This is a genomic window from Neorhizobium turbinariae (genome assembly GCF_023223505.1).
GTDB lineage: Bacteria > Pseudomonadota > Alphaproteobacteria > Rhizobiales > Rhizobiaceae > Neorhizobium > Neorhizobium turbinariae.
Genome location: NZ_JALPRY010000018.1, coordinates 96,391 through 114,902, shown reverse-complemented (window position 1 = coordinate 114,902; position 18,512 = coordinate 96,391). Strand labels below are relative to the sequence as shown.

The 18,512-nt window shown below is 61.6% G+C and carries 18 protein-coding genes; 12 read left to right on the top strand and 6 right to left on the bottom strand.

The genetic code is table 11. The features are described from left to right. Window positions 1–45: 45 nt before the first annotated feature. Window positions 46–1,236, bottom strand: a complete 1,191-nt coding sequence (locus M0654_RS16485; RefSeq protein WP_248684037.1) for a hypothetical protein — start codon at window positions 1,234–1,236, stop codon at window positions 46–48. 234 nt (window positions 1,237–1,470) lie between these two features. On the opposite strand from M0654_RS16485, the gene parC reads away from it, so the two are divergent. Beyond that, a complete protein-coding gene (gene parC, locus M0654_RS16480) occupies window positions 1,471–3,753 on the top strand; it encodes a DNA topoisomerase IV subunit A (RefSeq protein ID WP_248684036.1) in 2,283 nt (760 codons plus the stop codon). Here the strand turns inward: parC and M0654_RS16475 are convergent, their stop codons facing one another. The 5 genes from M0654_RS16475 to hemB all read right to left on the bottom strand — a co-directional run bounded on the left by M0654_RS16475 (window position 3,754) and on the right by hemB (window position 6,849). Beyond that, complete coding sequence (locus tag M0654_RS16475) at window positions 3,754–4,143, bottom strand: type II toxin-antitoxin system death-on-curing family toxin (RefSeq protein ID WP_248684035.1); 390 nt, start codon at window positions 4,141–4,143, stop codon at window positions 3,754–3,756. Continuing rightward, the gene (locus tag M0654_RS16470; RefSeq protein WP_118849196.1) at window positions 4,140–4,361 is read right to left on the bottom strand and encodes an AbrB/MazE/SpoVT family DNA-binding domain-containing protein; all 222 of its coding nucleotides are present in this window, start codon (window positions 4,359–4,361) and stop codon (window positions 4,140–4,142) included. The genes M0654_RS16475 and M0654_RS16470 overlap by 4 nt, the downstream gene beginning before the upstream one ends. 70 nt (window positions 4,362–4,431) lie before the next feature. Then, complete coding sequence (locus M0654_RS16465) at window positions 4,432–5,193, bottom strand: arginyltransferase (protein ID WP_248684034.1); 762 nt, start codon at window positions 5,191–5,193, stop codon at window positions 4,432–4,434. A gap of 123 nt (window positions 5,194–5,316) precedes the next feature. Further along, entirely contained in the window at window positions 5,317–5,775 is a 459-nt protein-coding gene (locus tag M0654_RS16460) for an RDD family protein (RefSeq protein WP_118849198.1), read from the bottom strand. A 60-nt stretch (window positions 5,776–5,835) separates the two neighbouring features. Next, window positions 5,836–6,849, bottom strand: a complete 1,014-nt coding sequence (gene hemB / locus M0654_RS16455) for a porphobilinogen synthase (RefSeq protein ID WP_248684033.1) — start codon at window positions 6,847–6,849, stop codon at window positions 5,836–5,838. A 141-nt stretch (window positions 6,850–6,990) separates the two neighbouring features. Here hemB and M0654_RS16450 point away from each other — a divergent pair, with 141 nt between their 5' ends. The 11 genes from M0654_RS16450 to M0654_RS16400 all read left to right on the top strand — a co-directional run bounded on the left by M0654_RS16450 (window position 6,991) and on the right by M0654_RS16400 (window position 18,502). Beyond that, window positions 6,991–7,428 (top strand): DUF6163 family protein, encoded by a 438-nt coding sequence (locus M0654_RS16450; RefSeq protein ID WP_118849200.1) that lies wholly within the window; start codon window positions 6,991–6,993, stop codon window positions 7,426–7,428. Between the two features lie 234 nt (window positions 7,429–7,662). Further along, window positions 7,663–8,178: a transcriptional regulator LdtR gene (gene ldtR, locus M0654_RS16445; protein ID WP_118851489.1), complete on the top strand. Its 516-nt coding sequence runs from the start codon at window positions 7,663–7,665 to the stop codon at window positions 8,176–8,178. Window positions 8,179–8,791: 613 nt separating this feature from the next. Further along, entirely contained in the window at window positions 8,792–10,120 is a 1,329-nt protein-coding gene (locus tag M0654_RS16440; protein WP_248684032.1) for a L,D-transpeptidase family protein, read from the top strand. A 178-nt stretch (window positions 10,121–10,298) separates the two neighbouring features. Continuing rightward, on the top strand, window positions 10,299–11,588 hold the full coding sequence (gene glyA, locus M0654_RS16435; protein ID WP_390920552.1) for a serine hydroxymethyltransferase: 1,290 nt from the start codon (window positions 10,299–10,301) through the stop codon (window positions 11,586–11,588). A 30-nt stretch (window positions 11,589–11,618) separates the two neighbouring features. Further along, complete coding sequence (gene nrdR / locus M0654_RS16430) at window positions 11,619–12,098, top strand: transcriptional regulator NrdR (RefSeq protein WP_118849204.1); 480 nt, start codon at window positions 11,619–11,621, stop codon at window positions 12,096–12,098. A 4-nt stretch (window positions 12,099–12,102) separates the two neighbouring features. Next, complete coding sequence (ribD, locus tag M0654_RS16425) at window positions 12,103–13,191, top strand: bifunctional diaminohydroxyphosphoribosylaminopyrimidine deaminase/5-amino-6-(5-phosphoribosylamino)uracil reductase RibD (RefSeq protein WP_248684135.1); 1,089 nt, start codon at window positions 12,103–12,105, stop codon at window positions 13,189–13,191. Next, the gene (locus M0654_RS16420) at window positions 13,191–13,805 is read left to right on the top strand and encodes a riboflavin synthase (protein WP_248684031.1); all 615 of its coding nucleotides are present in this window, start codon (window positions 13,191–13,193) and stop codon (window positions 13,803–13,805) included. The genes ribD and M0654_RS16420 overlap by 1 nt, the downstream gene beginning before the upstream one ends. A 152-nt stretch (window positions 13,806–13,957) precedes the next feature. Next, window positions 13,958–14,416 (top strand): 6,7-dimethyl-8-ribityllumazine synthase, encoded by a 459-nt coding sequence (ribH, locus tag M0654_RS16415; RefSeq protein WP_248684030.1) that lies wholly within the window; start codon window positions 13,958–13,960, stop codon window positions 14,414–14,416. 4 nt (window positions 14,417–14,420) lie between these two features. Continuing rightward, window positions 14,421–14,900, top strand: coding sequence for a transcription antitermination factor NusB (gene nusB, locus M0654_RS16410; RefSeq protein ID WP_118849208.1), 480 nt, complete (start codon window positions 14,421–14,423; stop codon window positions 14,898–14,900). A 15-nt stretch (window positions 14,901–14,915) separates the two neighbouring features. Then, entirely contained in the window at window positions 14,916–16,145 is a 1,230-nt protein-coding gene (locus tag M0654_RS16405; RefSeq protein ID WP_390920616.1) for an MFS transporter, read from the top strand. Window positions 16,146–16,360: 215 nt separating this feature from the next. Continuing rightward, entirely contained in the window at window positions 16,361–18,502 is a 2,142-nt protein-coding gene (locus M0654_RS16400) for a sodium-translocating pyrophosphatase (RefSeq protein WP_248684029.1), read from the top strand. The last annotated feature ends 10 nt before the right edge of the window (window positions 18,503–18,512 follow it).

Here is an 18,512-nt window from a genome sequence, read left to right as displayed (position 1 = left end):
CGCGGCGTTTCCGTCGCGGCTTTTTTTCATGATCTGCGAGAATGCTCAGTCGTTGGCGGTGACCGTAACGCCGAGCACCTTCGGCAGCGTGTTCGGCGCGCCCATGGCCGCACCGACAATCATCGGGAACGGCACCGCATTTTCCGGCTCGGCGCTGATCGTGAAGCTGCCGGGCTTGTCGAGATAGGTGTTGACCGCTTCCGTCACCATGTTCTGCAGCTCCGGCACGTTGAACTGTGCCAGCATGAACGGTGTCATGCCCTTCAGCATCTGCGTCAGTTGAGTGGCGTCGGTGTTCTGCTTCTTGGCAGCGTAATCGATCCCGCGCTTGGTGATGCCGGCGTCCTCGAACCGGATTTCGGCGCTGTTGAAGGTGAGGCGCTGCATCAGCCCGAGCATGGCAAGCCCTGCCGCCTGCTGTGCCTGTTCATTCGACGGGTTCTCTGCCATCGCCTGCGTCGTCTCGTTGAGCGACTTGATGAAGTCGAGCGTATAACCGGTCAGCGAGAACGACATCGAGAGCCGTCCGACATCCTTGAAGTCGAGTGCGTATTCCGTCAGGTCGAGCGTACCGTCGCCGACGCTCCAGCTGCCTTCGATCATCATCGATCCGTCCAGCGACGTCAGGCCGAGCTGCTGGATCGTGTCCTTCGCCTGCGGTTCATCCACAAGGCCGAGATCCGCCTTGACGCCTGCCACTTTCACATCGAAGTCGACGGAGGAATTATCGTCGGCGAGTTCGGTGGTGACGGTTGTCCGGTCGACGGAGAATGCCTGCTTGCCTTCAACCGTGCCGACGATCCTACCGACGGTTGCCTCGTCATAAAGCAGCACCGATCTGAGGTCGTTTCCGTTCGGGTCGGCCGGAATGGAGAGATTGGTGATCGAGATGTCGGAGGCCGTGATCGACGACTTGTCCTGCGTGACGTTGACGTTGTCGAAGAGGACCTTGCCGACCGTGTAGCCGCCGCCGTCTTCTTCCACGCCCTCGAACTTCACCGTGCCGAGCGGAATGTTCTGTTTCGCGTCATCGGTAACGATCTTGGCATCGGCTGCGATGACATCCGAGCCGCTGACATTGATCGAGCCCGCGGTGAAACCGGAGCTGCCCTTGATGGCGAGCGCGCCATTGAGCTTTGCCACGAGATCATTGCCGTCAAGGGCGAGGGCAGGGCCGGCAAGCGCGGTGAGCGCCGCACCGGCAAGCAGTAACTTGGCCTTGGTCAGGTAAAGCATCGGGTCGTCTCCTGCGGGTGCGCCCGCTCAAGGTTGAAATGGGTCGTCGAATTTATAGGCCGGGCCACAAAAACGTCCATGGGGATAAGCGGACCTGCTGCGCGCATCCGGCGTCGCAAAGCAGACGACGCGAGATTTCGTAAACGATTTCTTGCAAGCCCGAAAGCCGCCTCATCCACAGCGTGCTGTACGGGTTTTCTTGCCGAGAATCGGGGTTTCGTCTAGTCAAGGGGCATGGGAAAAAATCTGACACCACCTTCGGGCGATGGCGGCGACAACATTCTGCCGGTCGATCTGAAAGCTGCGCTTGAAGAGCGCTATCTTGCCTACGCCCTTTCCACCATCATGCACCGGGCGCTTCCGGATGTTCGCGACGGTCTGAAGCCGGTTCATCGCCGTATCGTCTACGCGATGAGCGAGATGGGGTTGCGGCCGAACTCGGCGTTCCGCAAATGCGCGAAGATCGTCGGTGAAGTGATGGGTAACTACCATCCGCACGGCGACCAGTCGATCTATGACGCGCTGGCGCGCCTGGCGCAGGACTTCTCGCAGCGCTACCCGCTCGTCAACGGTCAGGGCAATTTCGGCAATATCGATGGCGATAGCCCTGCCGCCATGCGTTACACCGAATCCAAGATGACAGCGGTATCTGAACTGCTGCTCGAGGGCATCGACCAGGATGCGGTGGATTTTCGCGATACCTATGACGAGTCGAATTCGGAGCCGACGGTCCTGCCGGGCGCGTTCCCGAACCTGCTCGCCAATGGCACCTCCGGCATTGCCGTCGGCATGGCGACTTCGATCCCGCCGCACAACGTGCATGAGCTGTGCGACGCGGCGCTGCGGTTGATCAAGAACCCGCAGGCGACGGTCGAGGACCTGATGGCGGATCCTGCCGATCCGGCCAAGGGCGGCATCGAGGGGCCGGACCTGCCGACCGGCGGCATCATCATCGACAGCCGCGAGGCGATCATCGAAGCCTACAAGACCGGCCGTGGCGGCTTCCGCGTGCGGGCGCGCTGGGAGATCGAGGATCTCGGCCGCGGCGGCTACCAGATCGTCATCACTGAAATTCCGTTCCAGGTGCAGAAGTCGCGCCTGATCGAGAAGATCGCCGAGCTGCTGATCGCGCGCAAGCTGCCGCTTCTCGAAGACATCCGCGATGAGTCGGCGGAAGACGTGCGCATCGTGCTGGTGCCGAAGAGCCGCACGGTCGATGCGACCCTGCTGATGGAATCGCTCTTCAAGCTGTCCGAGCTTGAGACGCGCCTGCCGCTCAACATGAACGTGCTGTCAATGGGCCGCGTGCCCAAGGTGATGGCGCTGAACGAGGTGCTGTCGGAATGGCTCGGCCACCGCCGCGACGTGCTGGGCCGCCGCTCGCGCTTCCGGCTTGCCGCGATCGAGCGACGCCTCGAAATCCTCGGCGGCCTGCTCGTTGCCTACCTCAACATCGACGAGGTGATCCGGATCATCCGCGAGGAAGACGAGCCCAAGCCCGTGATGATGGCGCGCTGGTCGCTCACCGACATCCAGGCCGAAGCGATCCTCAACATGCGTCTGCGCGCCTTGCGCAAACTCGAAGAGTTCGAGATCCGCACCGAGCACGACAACCTGACGAAGGAAAAGGCAGAGATCGAAGCCCTGCTGGCGTCGGAAGCCAAGCAGTGGAAGGTCATCGAGCACGAGATCCAGGACGTTCGCAAGAACTTCGCCAAGGGCAAGGGCAAGCCCTACGCGCGCCTGACGACCTTTGCCGATGCACCGGAAGCCGACATCGACGCGATCAATCAGGCGATGATCGAGAAGGAACCGATCACTGTTGTCGTTTCGCAGAAGGGCTGGATCCGGGCGTTGAAGGGGCACATCTCGGACACGACGAGCCTGAGCTTCAAGGAAGGCGACAGCCTCAAGATCGCCTTCCCGACGCAAACCACCGACAAGCTGCTGCTGGTGACGACGGGCGGCAAGGCCTACACGCTCGGGGCCGATAAGCTGCCGGGCGGGCGCGGTCATGGCGAACCGATCCGCATCATGGTCGACATGGAAAACGACCAGGATATCCTCACCGCCTTCGTGCATGACCCGTCGCGCAAGCTGATCATTGCTTCGGTGGCGGGCAACGGCTTCATTGTCGCCGAAAGTGAAATGGTCGCGAACACCCGCAAGGGCAAGCAGATCATGAACGTCTCGATGCCGGACGAGACGAAGCTGCTCGTGCCCGTGTCTGGCGATCATGTCGCGGTGGTCGGCGAGAACCGCAAGATGCTGGTCTTCCCGCTGGCGCAGCTTCCCGAGATGACGCGCGGCAAGGGCGTACGCCTGCAGCGCTACAAGGACGGCGGCGTCTCCGACATCAAGTGCTTCGAGATGGCGAGCGGCTTGTCCTGGGAAGACAGTGCTGGCCGCGCCTTCACGCGCAACAAGGATGAGCTCCTGGAGTGGATCGGCGACCGCGCCACCGCCGGTCGGCTCGTACCGAAGGGCTTTCCGCGCAGCGGCAAGTTTGCCGGGTGATTAGTTGAGGGGGACGGTGTGATCACGGAGAAAACGCGTAGCACCGTCCTCGTCGATCGCGCCGGCGGAGACAGCGAGCACGAACTCGATGACCTGAGCCTGTGTCGCTTCAATTAGGTAGCCGTTGATGAACAGGAAGGTGAAGGCGGCGAGATACGCAGTGCGTTTGTTGCCGTCATGGAATGGATGGTTTCGCGCAAAGCCGTAAAGGTAGGCAGAGGCTAGCGGAAAAAGGTCGTCTTCGCCGTAGGCGTTCTTGTGCAGCGGACGCGCGAGGGAGGCCTCCAACGCATTCTCGTCCTTGAGGCCCGGCAACCCGCCATGTTCCTCGATTTGCTCTTCATGAATAGCCTCGATGGCTCGCCGCGTAAGCCATTTGAGAGCTGTCACTTGGCAAGCTCGCGCAGCGCAACCCGGTATTTTTCCATGCCAATACGAGCTGCCTTCAACTGCTCTGCAAGGTCATCTTGCTCCGGCACTAGCGCAATATTGCCATCTTCAACGCGGATCTCGACGGTATCACCGGCCTTGAGACCCATGCGGTCCAGGACTTCCTTCGGGATGATAATGCCTTCGGAGTTGCCGATCTTGCGGATGGTGGTGTTCATGACCGAACCTCATGTTGCAACAGTGTTATAACATTAGGTTAGTGCACTGGCATGTCAACGGCAGCCGAGTTTAACCCTCGTACTCCTCAACGAAGCGTTCCCAGCCGCGCGGTGTCAGGTGCTCCTGCGGCTGGAAGCGCGTCTTGTAACCCATCTTCGGCGAGCCTTTGACCCAGTAGCCAAGGTAGACATGCGGCAGCCCGAGTGTTTGGGTGCGCTGTATGTGGTCGAGGATCATGTAGGTACCGAGCGACCGCTTCTCGGCCTCCGGATTGAAGAACGAATAGACCATCGAAAGGCCGTCGCTCATCACGTCGGTGAGCGCCACGGCCAGGAGTTCACCCTTGGCCTCGGCGCTGATGCCGGCGCCGGGTTCGCGCTTGCGGTACTCGATGAGGCGCGTGTTCACATGGGTGTCTTCGACCATGATCGCGTAGTCGAGCGCCGACATGTCCGACATGCCACCGCGCTGGTGGCGACTGTCCAGGTAGCGGCGAAACAGCGAGAACTGCTCGGTTGAGGGTTGTGGCGGAAAGACGTTGGAGACGAGGTCGCGGTTGATCGCCATGACGCGCTTCATCGAGCGGGCCGGCTGGAACTCGTTGGCGAGGATGCGCACCGAAATGCAGGCGCGGCAGGCTTCGCAGGCCGGGCGATAGGCAATGTTCTGGGAGCGCCTGAAACCGCCTTGGGTCAGGAGATCATTCATCTCGGCCGCGCGTGGCCCGACGAGATGGGTAAAAACCTTCCGCTCCATCTCGCCTTGAAGATAGGGACACACTGCCGGGGCCGTCAGATAAAACTGCGGTGAGGGCGTTGCCTGGGTGTTCATTGCGGCGCGGAAATCCGGTCGTTACATGTGAATGTCATAGCATGGCGTATAAACAAAAAACGTCAACCGTGTGCCGCCGTCAGACGGAACACGGTTGGATGACGTGTGGCAGTGTGTTGTCGCTCAGCTTGTGCGAACGACAACGGTGCCGAGCAGCAGGTCGTGCACGAGGCGCGAACGCTCGATGAAGAGGCCGGCCAGAAGCACGAGTGGGGTCAGCACCGAGTTGATGATCCAGAAGATCACCGTATGTGCGATCGCCGTCAGGAAGTCGATGCGCCGTCCGTCAATCCGGGCCATGGCAATGCCGGCCATGCGCATGCCGGGCGAAGCTTGGTTCGGTCCGCCGAGGGTGAGGCCGAAGTAGAGCAGCGCCACCACCACGAACAGCACCGGGTAAAGCATGAAGCCGAGGCCCAGCGTGATGATTCCCAGGAAGAACACCACCACCGCTGCCGGAATGCAGAGCAGCAGGATGAACAGGTAGTCGACAAGGAACGCCAACATCCGGCGCGACAGGACGCCGCTATAGGCGCGCCAGTCGTCTGGTGCGGCAAAGGCTGGGTTGCGGTCGATGCTCATCCTCGGTGTTCTCCTGTTCGTCACCTCAGAATATGGTGTCGGGGATGTTCCACCACAAGATCAGCCGTTTCTGGCGAGCTTGCGGGCCACGTCCATTGCGAAGTAGGTGAGGATCCCGTCGCAGCCGGCGCGCTTGAAACAGAGAAGCGTCTCCATCATGATCCGGTCGCCGTCGATCCAGCCGTTCATCGCGGCGGCCTTGATCTGGCTGTATTCGCCGGAGACCTGATAGGCATAGGTCGGCAGGCCGAAAGCCTCCTTGATGCGCCAACAGATGTCGAGATAGGCAAGGCCGGGCTTCACCATCAGCATGTCGGCACCTTCCTCGACATCGAGGGCCGCGTCCCGTAGCGCTTCGGTGCCGTTGGCCGGCGAAATGTAATAGCTGTTCTTGTCGCCCTTCAGCAGGCCGCTCGTATTGATTGCCTCGCGATAGGGACCATAGAAGCCCGACGAGAACTTCGTCGCATAAGACATGATGCCGACGTCCTGGTGCCCGGCGGCATCAAGTCCGCGGCGAATGGCGCCAATGCGGCCATCCATCATTTCCGACGGTGCAATGATGTCGGAACCTGCGTCGGCCTGCATGACCGCCGCCCGGACGACCTGGTCAACCGTCTCGTCGTTCAGGATGACGCCATCGCGCAGGATGCCGTCATGGCCGTGGCTGGTGAACGGATCGAGTGCGACATCGGTGATGATACCGATGTTCGGCACGGCCTTCTTGATCGCGGCCGTCGCCTGGTTGATCAGGTTGTCGGCGACAAGGCTGTTCGAGCCGGTCTCGTCACGCAGCTCCATTTCGATGTCGGGAAAGGTAGCGATTGCGGGAATGCCGAGGTCGGCTGCTTCCTTGACGGCTTCCACCGCCTTGTCGACGCTCATGCGGCTGATGCCCGGCATGGCAGCGATCGGATCGACGATGCCGGTACCGGGAACAAGGAAGATCGGCCAGATCAGGTCGTCCACGGTCAGGCGGTTTTCCTGCACCATGCGGCGCGTCCAGTCCGCCTTGCGGTTGCGTCGCATGCGGCGATGGCCGGTTACCTCGTCGACCAGATGCGTCTTGTCCATGGCTGCGCTCCATTCCTTGAAATAGTGCGGCGGGTCTTATCATGGTGCAGGCTGTTTATGAATGGACGTCTTGCCGCATCATCCCGGGATGACACACCGAGGGCGCTGGCGCATGCCGGAACTGGGCACTATGTTGCCCGCATGGAGCCTGATTCACCCGCAGTACCCAAGCGTACCCTGACTGAGATACTCTATGTCATCTTCCTGCGGATGGTGGCGATCGCCTGTTTCTGGTTCGGCCTGCAATATTGGGCGATGCTGGTGGGTTATTCGCTGAACGGGATGGCCCGCTTCGATCTCCTGGTGCTGCCATGGAAAGTCGCAGCTTCTGCGCTGGCGGTTCTGTTTCCCGTCGCCTCGCTCGGGTTGTGGCTCACGGTCTCCTGGGGGCCGGTTCTCTGGACCATCGCCGCCGTCTCGCAGATCCTGATGTATTCCGTTTGGCCGGAGATCTTCGGCCCCAACCATGTCGTGCCGCTTCTGCATGGGCTGGTGGCCGCCCTTTACATCGTGTTTCGCCTCTCGCTGTGGCTCGAAGCCCGCCGAAAGGCGGAGCGGGTAAGGATTGATTTACCCTGACCTTAAAGCTTTGACGGCCGTTTTTGGCCACAATTTTCGCTTCAAGTCATTGATATTGTTGATGGTGTAATTTGCCGTCGCTTGGGGTCGGTCGGGCCGGGGCAGGGGGGGCTTGTGCGTTAACCTGTTGTTAAGCGTGTGTTTTAAGTCGAATTTTATGCGTATTGCTTAGGGTCTGTCTCAAGGCGGGAAGAAAACAAACACCGCCAAACAAAACAGAGTGAGGCAGTCATGATGAACACGAAACTGAAGCCGCAGGCGGCACCGGCAGTAGCAGATACCCAGGAAGCAACCGTTCGTGCACTCTACCTCGAGTCACTGCATCTGGTCGAGCGTCTGCACCGTCGTCTTCTCGATGTGATCAAGGACGAATTCGACCGTCAGGGCCGCGACGACGTCAACGCTGTCCAGGCTCTTCTTCTCTTCAATATCGGCAATTCTGAACTGACCGCCGGCGAACTTCGCTCGCGTGGTTATTACCTCGGCTCGAACGTTTCCTACAACGTCAAGAAACTGGTCGACCTTGGCTTCATCAACCACCAGCGTTCGCGCATCGACCGTCGCTCGGTTCGCATCAGCCTGACCCCTGCCGGCCAGGAAGTCGCAGAAACCGTTGCCAAGCTCTACGAGCGCCACATCGGCTCGATCGAAAAGGTCGGCGGCATCGGCGAAAGCGAATTCACCCAGATGAACAAGCTCCTGCAGCGCCTCGACCGCTTCTGGAACGACTCGATCATGTACCGCCTTTAATCCACTAAAGGCTTGCGGACACTCAGAGCACCTCCAGTCATGAAGTGACGCGCACGGGCGCAACGAGGCATAGCGATGTGCCTCGTTACGCCCGTTTCAGCGTTTGGCTTTAGTTGTCCTGAGGCTTCAAGAGATCCGGGTCGACGGCAACCGCCTGCCAGCCCGATGGGCGCAGGCCACGAACCTTGTCCGGCCATTCGCACACCCCGTTCTCGTCAACATATCCGACCCATTGCCCACTGGTGCCAACTGGTCGAACCGCAGGAAGGCGAGCCTGCCTGGTGCCAGTTCAGAAGTCGATTGCCAGTGCATGCAGTTCCCCGTTTAGTTGATTGCGCAACGAGGTATCAAACGCTGCTTGCATGAAGCTGGTGGCGAAGGCGCCAGCGGAGATCGGTCATAACGGCTTAACACGGCTTCGTGACGCGGATGCACCTGACACGAATTGGCCATATTGCTATGGGACCGGCGAGAACGAATTCCGGCCATTGCCGCTCTTCACAAGATCGCGAAGACGGCGAAAACGATGGCCGGTGGGGCATTCCCTAGCGCGTTATTAACCATATCCCTGTAGGCGTCATCTTCAGATGCTTGGGACCAGACGGATATTGTGATGTCGAAGAAGACCGGACCTGACTTTATTTCCCGTCGCGCCTTGCTGCGTTCGGCGGTTTCTGCAGGGGCTGCCGCCCTTGCCGCACCTGCGCTAGCCCAGAATGCCATGGATGACGTGATCAGCGCGCCGCGTCGCGGCACCTGGGATGACCAGTTCGATGCAAGGACCGCATCGCGCACCGCGGTTTACGTCACGTCCAACAACCCGGTTCTTGGTCCGCAGGGTCCTGCCAATATCCAGCAGGCCATCATGGACTACCAGCAGATCGTCGCCAATGGCGGCTGGCCGGAAGTCAATCCGGGCCAGCGGCTGCGGCTTGGCGTGGTTGATCCTTCCGTCCAGCAGCTTCGCCAGCGCCTGATGATTTCCGGTGACCTGCCGCGCGAGGTTGGCATGTCGTCCGCCTTCGACTCTTATGTCGATGGCGCGGTGAAGCGCTTCCAGGCGCGCCACGGCCTGCCGGCGGATGGCGTGATGGGCGAGTACACGATCAAGGCGATGAACATCGCCGCCAATGTGCGCCTTCGCCAGCTCGAAACGAACCTCGTTCGCTTGCAGTCGATGTCTGGTGACCTCGGTCCCCGTTACGTGATGGTCAACATCCCGGCCGCCTATATCGAGGCCGTCGAGAACTCGCGCGTTGCGCTGCGCACTGCCGCTGTCGTTGGCCGTATCGACCGCCCGACCCACACGATCAACTCGAAGATCTACGAAGTCATCCTGAACCCGTACTGGACCGCGCCGCGCTCGATCGTCGAAAAGGACATCGTGCCGCTGATGCGCAAGGATCCGACCTATCTGGCGCGCAACAACATCCGTCTGATCGACGGTCGCGGCAACGAGGTTTCGCCGGAATCGATTGACTGGCACGCGCCGAAGGCCCCGAACCTGATGTTCCGCCAGGACCCGGGCAAGATCAACGCGATGTCCTCGACGAAGATCAACTTCCACAACCCGAACAACGAATACATGCACGACACGCCCCAGCAGGGCCTGTTCAACAAGCTGATGCGTTTTGAGTCGTCGGGCTGCATGCGCGTCCAGAACGTGCGCGACCTGACGACCTGGCTGCTGCGCGATACGCCCGGCTGGTCGCGCCAGGAAATCGAACGCGTCATTGCCGCGCGCCAGAACACGCCGATCAAGCTTGCCCAGGAAGTGCCGGTCTACATCGTCTACATCACGGCCTGGTCCGCCAAGGACCGTGTCGTGCAGTTCCGCGACGACATCTACCAGATGGACGGCAACCAGGAACTGGCGCTGCAGACCACCACCGGCATCGAGCGTCCCGCCGGTTCGCCGGACGAAGACCTCCTGCCGCAATAAGTTCGGATCGACTATATCGAAGGCCGCGCATCACCAGATGCGCGGCCTTCGCATTTCTCGCTTACCCCGCGTCTTCAAGCCTTCAAATGTCGCTGCGTGTATTGCCCTGCAAGTGGCGGAACGCTAAGACGCGACATCGCATGCACACCCCATGCTACGCCCTTGAGGAGCCCTGCACATGTCGAACACCAACGCCTTCTTTTCCCGCCCGCTTGCCGAGTCCGATCCGGACATTTTCGGCGCGATCGAGAAGGAACTGGGTCGCCAGCGTCATGAGATCGAACTGATCGCTTCTGAAAACATCGTGTCCCGCGCGGTGCTGGAAGCGCAGGGGTCGATCATGACCAACAAGTATGCGGAAGGTTACCCGGGCAAGCGGTATTACGGCGGCTGCCAGTTCGTTGACATCGCCGAGGAACTGGCGATCGAGCGCGCCAAGAAGCTGTTCGGCGTCGATTTCGTCAACGTGCAGCCCAACTCCGGTTCGCAGATGAACCAGGCGGTCTTCCTGGCGCTCCTGCAGCCGGGCGACACCTTCATGGGCCTCGACCTCAATTCCGGGGGGCACCTGACCCACGGTTCGCCTGTCAACATGTCCGGCAAGTGGTTCAACGTCGTGTCCTACGGCGTGCGTGAAGGCGACAACCTGCTCGACATGGATGAAGTCGCCCGCAAGGCCGAAGAACACAAGCCGAAGCTCATCATCGCCGGTGGCACCGCCTATTCCCGCATCTGGGACTGGAAGCGTTTCCGCGAGATCGCCGACTCCGTTGGCGCCTACCTCATGGTCGACATGGCGCATATCGCCGGCCTTGTTGCCGGTGGCCAGCATCCGTCGCCCATCCCGCATTGCCACGTTGCCACCACCACGACGCACAAGTCGCTGCGTGGCCCGCGCGGCGGCGTGATCATGACCAACGACGAGGATATCGCCAAGAAGGTGAACTCGGCCGTGTTCCCCGGCCTCCAGGGTGGCCCGCTGATGCACATCATCGCCGCCAAGGCCGTCGCCTTCGGCGAGGCACTGCAGCCTGAGTTCAAGGACTACGCAGCCCAGATCGTCAAGAACGCCAAGGCACTCTCGGAAACGCTGAAGGCCGGCGGCCTCGATATCGTCTCTGGCGGCACGGACAACCACCTGATGCTGGTCGACCTGCGCAAGAAGAACGCGACCGGAAAGCGCGCGGAAGCCGCCCTTGGCCGCGGCTACATCACTTGCAACAAGAACGGCATTCCGTTCGATCCTGAAAAGCCGTTCGTCACCTCCGGTATCCGCCTCGGCACGCCGGCTGGCACCACGCGCGGCTTCAAGGAAGCCGAATTCACCGAAATCGGCAACCTGATCATCGAGGTTCTCGATGGCCTCAAGGTTGCCAATTCGGACGAGGGCAATGCCGCCGTGGAAGCGGGCGTACGCGACAAGGTCGTCGCGATCACCGACCGTTTCCCGATGTACCCCTACATGTAAGTTCGGCTGGACGAGACGAGGTTCGAGGCGATGCGCTGCCCGTATTGCGGTTCTGAAGATACGCAGGTGAAGGACTCGCGTCCGGCGGAGGATTACACCTCCATCCGGCGCCGTCGCATCTGCCCGGATTGCGGCGGCCGCTTCACCACCTTCGAACGCGTCCAGCTGCGCGAACTGATGGTCACCAAGAAGACCGGCCGGAAGGTGCCTTTCGACCGGAACAAGCTGGTGCGGTCCTTCCAGATCGCGTTGCGCAAGCGGCCGGTCGACAACGACCGGATCGAACGCGCGGTGTCCGGCATCGTGCGCCGGCTCGAAAGCTCCGGCGAGAACGAGATCTCATCGGAAGAGATCGGCCTGCAGGTGCTCGAAGCGCTGAAGAGCCTCGATGACGTGGCTTTCGTTCGTTACGCCTCGGTTTACCGCGATTTCTCGCATGCGGAAGATTTCGAGAAGGTGATCCAGGAGATCAATGCCAAGATCGCACGTGATCCCGGCATCGAGGGCTGAGACCATGGCGGGCGGCGGCAATGACGGGGCCTTCATGGCTCGCGCGCTCGAATTGTCGCGCCAGCATCTGGGGCTGACCGGCACCAACCCCTCCGTCGGCTGCGTTGTCGTCAGGAATGGTGAGATCGTCGGCGAAGCCGTCACTGCGGTGGGCGGTCGTCCGCATGCCGAGACGCAGGCGCTCGAGATCGCGGGTGCCCGGGCGGAAGGTGCGGACGTCTATGTGACGCTCGAACCCTGTTCCCACTACGGCCATACGCCGCCTTGCGCTAACGCTCTTGTCGCTGCGAAAGTCGCGCGCGTTGTTGTCTGTCTCACCGATCCCGATCCGCGTGTGGCTGGTCGCGGCCTGTCGATCCTGCGTGATGCCGGGATATCGGTCGAGCAGGGGTTGATGCAGGAAGAGGGGCGGCGCGCGCTTGCGGGGTACCTCACGCGCCAGACAAAGAACCGCCCGCATGTGACTCTGAAGCTTGCGGTTTCCGCAGACGGGATGCTCGGCCGCCGCGGCGAGGAAGTGACGATCACCGGTCCGGAGGTGAAGCAAGCGGTCTTTCGGCTGCGGGCAGAATCCGACGCCATCCTCGTCGGCATCGGTACTGTGCTTTCAGATGATCCCGAACTGACAGTACGTATTCCGGGCCTGGAGGATCGGTCGCCGATCCGCATCGTCATGGATCGCAAGCTGCAGATCCCCGTGACTTCAAAACTTGTCCAGACGGCGCGGCAAGTGCCAGTGATTGTGTTGGTTGGCGAACAGGCTGCATCCGACGAGACACTGGCCGAGAAGCGCGAGCAGTTGCGCGAGGCGGGCGTCGAGATCGTCCACTGCCGAGACCTTGCCTCCCTGCTGCGGACGCTGGCGGAGCGCGGCCTGTCGTCGCTGATGGTGGAGGGCGGCGCCGTCGTTGCCAGGGCTTTTCTGGATGCCGGCCTGGTCGACCGCATCATCCTGTCCGAAGGCGTCGTGACCGTCGGCGTGGGCGGTCTTGAATCGCCTGTGACGGCATCCGATATGCCGCGAGAATTCACGCTGATCCGGTCGAGTGAACTCGGCCGCGACCGCCTTTTCGAATATGAAAGATCATCTTGATGTTTACCGGGATCGTAACCGACGTAGGAACAGTTGCGGCAAAGACGCCGATGGATGAAGGCGTGCGTCTGCGGATCGCGACAAGTTATGACCCGAAGACCATCGATCTTGGTGCTTCGATCTCCCATGCCGGCGTCTGCCTGACGGTCACCAAGCTTCCGGAAGAAGGCAGCAACGAACGCTGGTTCGAGGTCGAGGCCTGGGAAGAGGCGCTTCGCCTCACCACCATCGCAAGCTGGACCGAAGGCACTCGAGTGAACCTCGAACGGGCGCTGAAGATCGGCGACGAACTCGGCGGCCATATCGTTTCCGGCCACGTTGACGACAAGGCGGAGATCCTGTCGATCGAGCCGGAGGGCGAGGCGGTTCGCGTGCGCCTGCGCGCGCCGGAGCATCTGGCGCGTTTCGTTGCCCCGAAGGGCTCGGTTGCGCTCGACGGCACGTCGCTCACGGTCAACGCCGTCAATGGCACGGATTTTGACGTGCTGCTGATCCGCCACACGCTGGGCGTCACGACATGGGGTGACCGCAAGCCTGGTGATTTCGTCAACTTCGAGGTGGATACCATGGCGCGGTATGCCGCCCGCCTGGCGGAGTTTCCGGCCAAGGCTTGAGCAGGTCGTTACTCACGACCTATTCTGCCCGTGCATTTCAGGGATCCGCTAAATTTGCTTGCCAATCGCGTGCGAGCGTGTTTTGACCGCGGCCTGCCAAATCCCGTAAAATCCGGTCCAGCTTGAAGCGGCCGATTGGAAAAAGGTGACACATGCCCCGCGGAGCCGCACCCCATATCCTCATCGTCGAGGCACGTTTTTACGACGACATGGCCGACGCGCTGCTCGACGGCGCAACGCATGCGCTCAAGGAAGCAGGCGCGACCTATGATGTCGTGACCGTTCCCGGTGCGCTCGAAGTTCCGCCGGCAATCGCCATGGCGCTCGATGCGGCCGAAGAGGGCGGCACCGAATACGATGGCTTCGTGGCACTCGGCATGGTGATCCGCGGCGAGACCTACCATTTCGATATCGTTTCCAACGAATCCTCGCGCGCACTGATGGATCTTGCCGTGTCCGAATCGCTTGCGATTGGAAACGGCATCCTGACCGTGGAAAACGACGAGCAGGCTTGGGCACGCGCCCGCCGCTCGGACAAGGACAAAGGCGGCTTTGCCGCACGCGCAGCGCTGACGATGATTGCGCTGCGTGACAAGCTGAACGGTGGTTGATCCAATGACTAAAGAAGGCGAGCACACGGTAAAGCCGGCCAACCAGCGAGGTGCTGCGCGGCTCGCGGCCGTGCAGGCGCTTTACCAGATGGATGTCGGTGGTACCGGCGTGCTGGAAGTCGTCGCCGAATACGAGGCGCATCGCCTTGGCCAGGAATTGGACGGCGATACCTACCTGAAGGCGGATCCGTCCTGGTTCCGCTCGATCGTGTCGGGCGTCGTCCGTGACCAGTTGAAGATCGACCCGATCATCCGCTCCTCGCTCCAGGAAGACTGGCCGCTGTCGCGCCTCGATTCGACCCTTCGCGCAATCCTGCGCGCCGGCACCTTCGAGATCCTTGAGCGCAAGGATGTGCCGATTGCCGTCATCGTCACGGAATATGTCGAGATTGCCCGTGCCTTCTTCGAAGAAGACGAGCCGCGCATCGTCAATGCCGTGCTGGACCGTATCGCAAAAGAAGTACGCGGCGACGCGAAGAAATAAATCGAGGTCATGAGCATGGACGCTGGGCAGCAGGCTCTTCAAACGCAGATGCGAAGCGCCCGACGCAGCGTCATGCTGCTCGCTGCCGTGCAGGCGGTGCTTGGCTCGGCCGCACCGATCGCCATCTCGAGCGGGTCGCTTGCAGGCTACCAGCTCCTTGCCGACGACAAGACGCTGGCAACCGCGCCCATCACCGGCTTCAACGTCGGCACCGCCTGTGGCGCCGTTCTCATCGCCATTCTTTCACGGTCGCTTGGACGGCGCAGCGCCTTCATGCTGGGCTGCCTGATCGGTGCCATGGGTGGCGCGCTCGCAACCATCGCGCTCTTTCGCGGCGACTTCTGGATGTTTGCGGTCGCACTTCTCTTGATCGGCACCTGCGCCGGCTTCACGCAGAAAATCCGTTTTGCTGCAGCCGATGCCTCGCCGAGCCACTACAAGCCGCGGGCAATCTCCTGGATCCTCGGCGCCGGCATTGTCTCGGCCGTGCTTGGCCCACAGGTTGTGATCTTTGCCAAGGACCTGCTGGCGCCCGTCACCTTCGCCGGCACGTTCCTCGCGATCATTCCGCTGTGCCTTCTGCCGCTCATCCTTCTCGCCTTCCTGCGCCTGCCGAACACCGGAAGTGCCAGTACCGGTGGCACCTCGCTGCCGGCCCGCCCGCTCAAGGAGATCGTGCTCACGCAACGCTTCATGACGGGCATGATCTGCGGCATCGGCACCTATGCGCTGATGACCTTCGTGATGACCGGCGCGCCGCTCGCCATGGTCATCGGCTGCGGTTTCCCGACCGAGATGGCCGCGCTTGGCATCCAGTGGCACGTGCTTGCCATGTTCGGCCCGAGCTTCTTCACCGGAGCGCTGATCACCCGTTTCGGCGCCGAGCGCATCGTCGCCGCCGGCCTCTTCATCATGATGGCCTGTGCGGTCGTCGCGCATATGGGCGTCGAACTCTGGAACTTCTGGGGTGCGCTGGTTCTCCTCGGCATCGGCTGGAACTTCGGCTTCATTGGCTCGACCTCCATCGTCGCCTCGAGCTACCGCCCGCACGAAGCCGACAAGGTGCAGGGCTTCCATGACATCATCCTGTTCGGTACGGTCGCTCTGTCCTCGTTCTCCTCGGGCAAGGTGTTCGTCACCTGGGGCTGGTCCTTCATCAATCTGGTGATCTGGCCGGTCACGATCGTCTGCCTGGCGCTCCTTCTTGCCCTCGCTCTCAAGAAGCGTTCCCCCGCAAGCACGTAAGCGTACGCCTCTAGGGCTTGACGCAACCTCATCTCCACCGCAATCTCGCGCTGCGTGAAGGGCCATGTGGCGCCTTGGGAGGGGATTCGGCCTTCACGCGGGAATGCGCATCGTGAAGTGTTGCGGCAATCCTTTTCCTCCGTCGAGTGGGGAGCGTCGCAACGGCATGCCGGAGGGCATGGGCCGTCTGGCGCTTGAGGGAGAGGAAAAAGCGAATGACCGTAATATTGGGTGTGGTCGTATGCGGACTGCTATCGATCATCTATGCCGCTTGGGCGACGCGTTCCGTTTTGGCTGCCGACCAAGGCAATGCACGCATGCAGGAAATTGCCGGCTATGTTCGTGAAGGGGCACAGGCCTACCTGACGCGCCAGTACATGACGATTGCCATCGTCGGCGTGGTGGTCGCCATCCTGGCCTGGCTGCTGTTGTCCGGCACGGCCGCGATCGGTTTCATCATCGGTGCCGTTCTGTCCGGCGCCGCCGGTTTCATAGGGATGCACGTCTCGGTTCGGGCCAATGTGCGCACCGCGCAGGCAGCCTCGCAGAGTCTCGCCGCGGGTCTCGACATCGCATTCAAGTCCGGTGCCATCACCGGCATGCTGGTGGCGGGCCTCGCGCTTCTGGGCGTATCGATCTACTACTGGATCCTGACCTCGGGCCTCGGTCATCCCAGCGGCTCGCGCGAAGTCATTGATGCGCTTGTCGCTCTCGGCTTCGGCGCCTCGCTCATCTCGATCTTCGCCCGTCTCGGCGGCGGTATCTTCACCAAGGGTGCAGACGTCGGCGGCGACCTCGTCGGCAAGGTGGAAGCCGGTATTCCGGAAGACGACCCGCGCAACCCGGCCACGATCGCCGACAACGTGGGCGACAATGTCGGTGACTGCGCCGGCATGGCCGCCGACCTGTTCGAGACCTATGCCGTCTCGGTGGTCGCGACCATGGTTCTGGCCGCTATCTTCTTCGCCGGCACACCGACGCTCGAGACCGCGATGCTCTATCCGCTTGCCATCTGCGGCGCCTGCATCGTCACCTCGATCATCGGTACCTTCTTCGTCAAGCTGGGCTCCAATGGCTCGATCATGGGAGCGCTCTACAAGGGCCTGATCGTCACCGGCCTGTTGTCGGTCGTCGGCCTTGCCGGCGCAACGGCACTGACGACCGGATGGGGTTCGATCGGCACGGTTGCCGGGATGGACATCACCGGCACCAACCTCTTCATCTGCGGCCTGCTGGGCCTGCTGGTGACGGCGCTGATCGTGGTGATCACCGAATACTACACCGGCACTGGCAAGCGCCCGGTCGTCTCGATCGCCCAGGCCTCTGTCACAGGCCATGGCACCAACGTCATCCAGGGCCTTGCGGTTTCGCTAGAATCGACGGCGCTGCCGGCAATCGTCATCGTTGGCGGCATCATTGCCACCTACCAGCTCGGCGGCCTTTTTGGCACCGGGATCGCGGTTACGGCCATGCTGGGTCTTGCCGGGATGATCGTTGCGCTCGATGCCTTCGGCCCGGTCACCGACAACGCCGGCGGTATCGCCGAAATGTCGAACCTTCCGCCGGAGGTCCGCAAGTCGACCGACGCACTGGATGCGGTGGGTAACACGACCAAGGCCGTCACCAAGGGTTATGCGATCGGCTCGGCCGGCCTCGGCGCCCTTGTCCTGTTTGCCGCCTATTCCAACGACCTGCAGTATTTTGCGGCGAACGCCGAGCAATATCCGTATTTCGAAGGTGTCGGGGAAATCTCCTTCAGCCTTGCCAATCCTTATGTCGTCGCCGGCCTGATCTTCGGCGGCCTTATCCCGTACCTCTTCGGCGGCATTGCCATGACCGCCGTTGGCCGTGCGGCAGGCTCCATCGTGGAAGAGGTGCGCAAGCAGTTCCGCGAGAAGCCGGGCATCATGGAGGGCAGGGAACGTCCGGACTATGGCCGCGCCGTCGATATTCTGACCAAGGCGGCGATCCGCGAAATGATCGTGCCGTCGCTGCTGCCGGTTCTGGCGCCGATTGTTGTCTACTTCGGCGTGCTCATCATCTCCGGCGGAGACAAGGCCTCTGCCTTCGCGGCGCTTGGTGCCTCGTTGCTCGGCGTCATCGTCAACGGCCTGTTCGTGGCGATCTCGATGACCTCGGGCGGTGGCGCATGGGACAACGCCAAGAAGAGCTTCGAGGACGGCTTCATCGACAAGGACGGCCAGAAGCATTTGAAGGGCTCGGACGCGCACAAGGCATCCGTGACCGGCGACACCGTCGGCGACCCGTACAAGGATACGGCGGGCCCTGCCGTCAACCCGGCGATCAAGATCACCAATATCGTGGCCCTGCTGCTGCTTGCCATCCTGGCCGGCTGATCATCGGGGA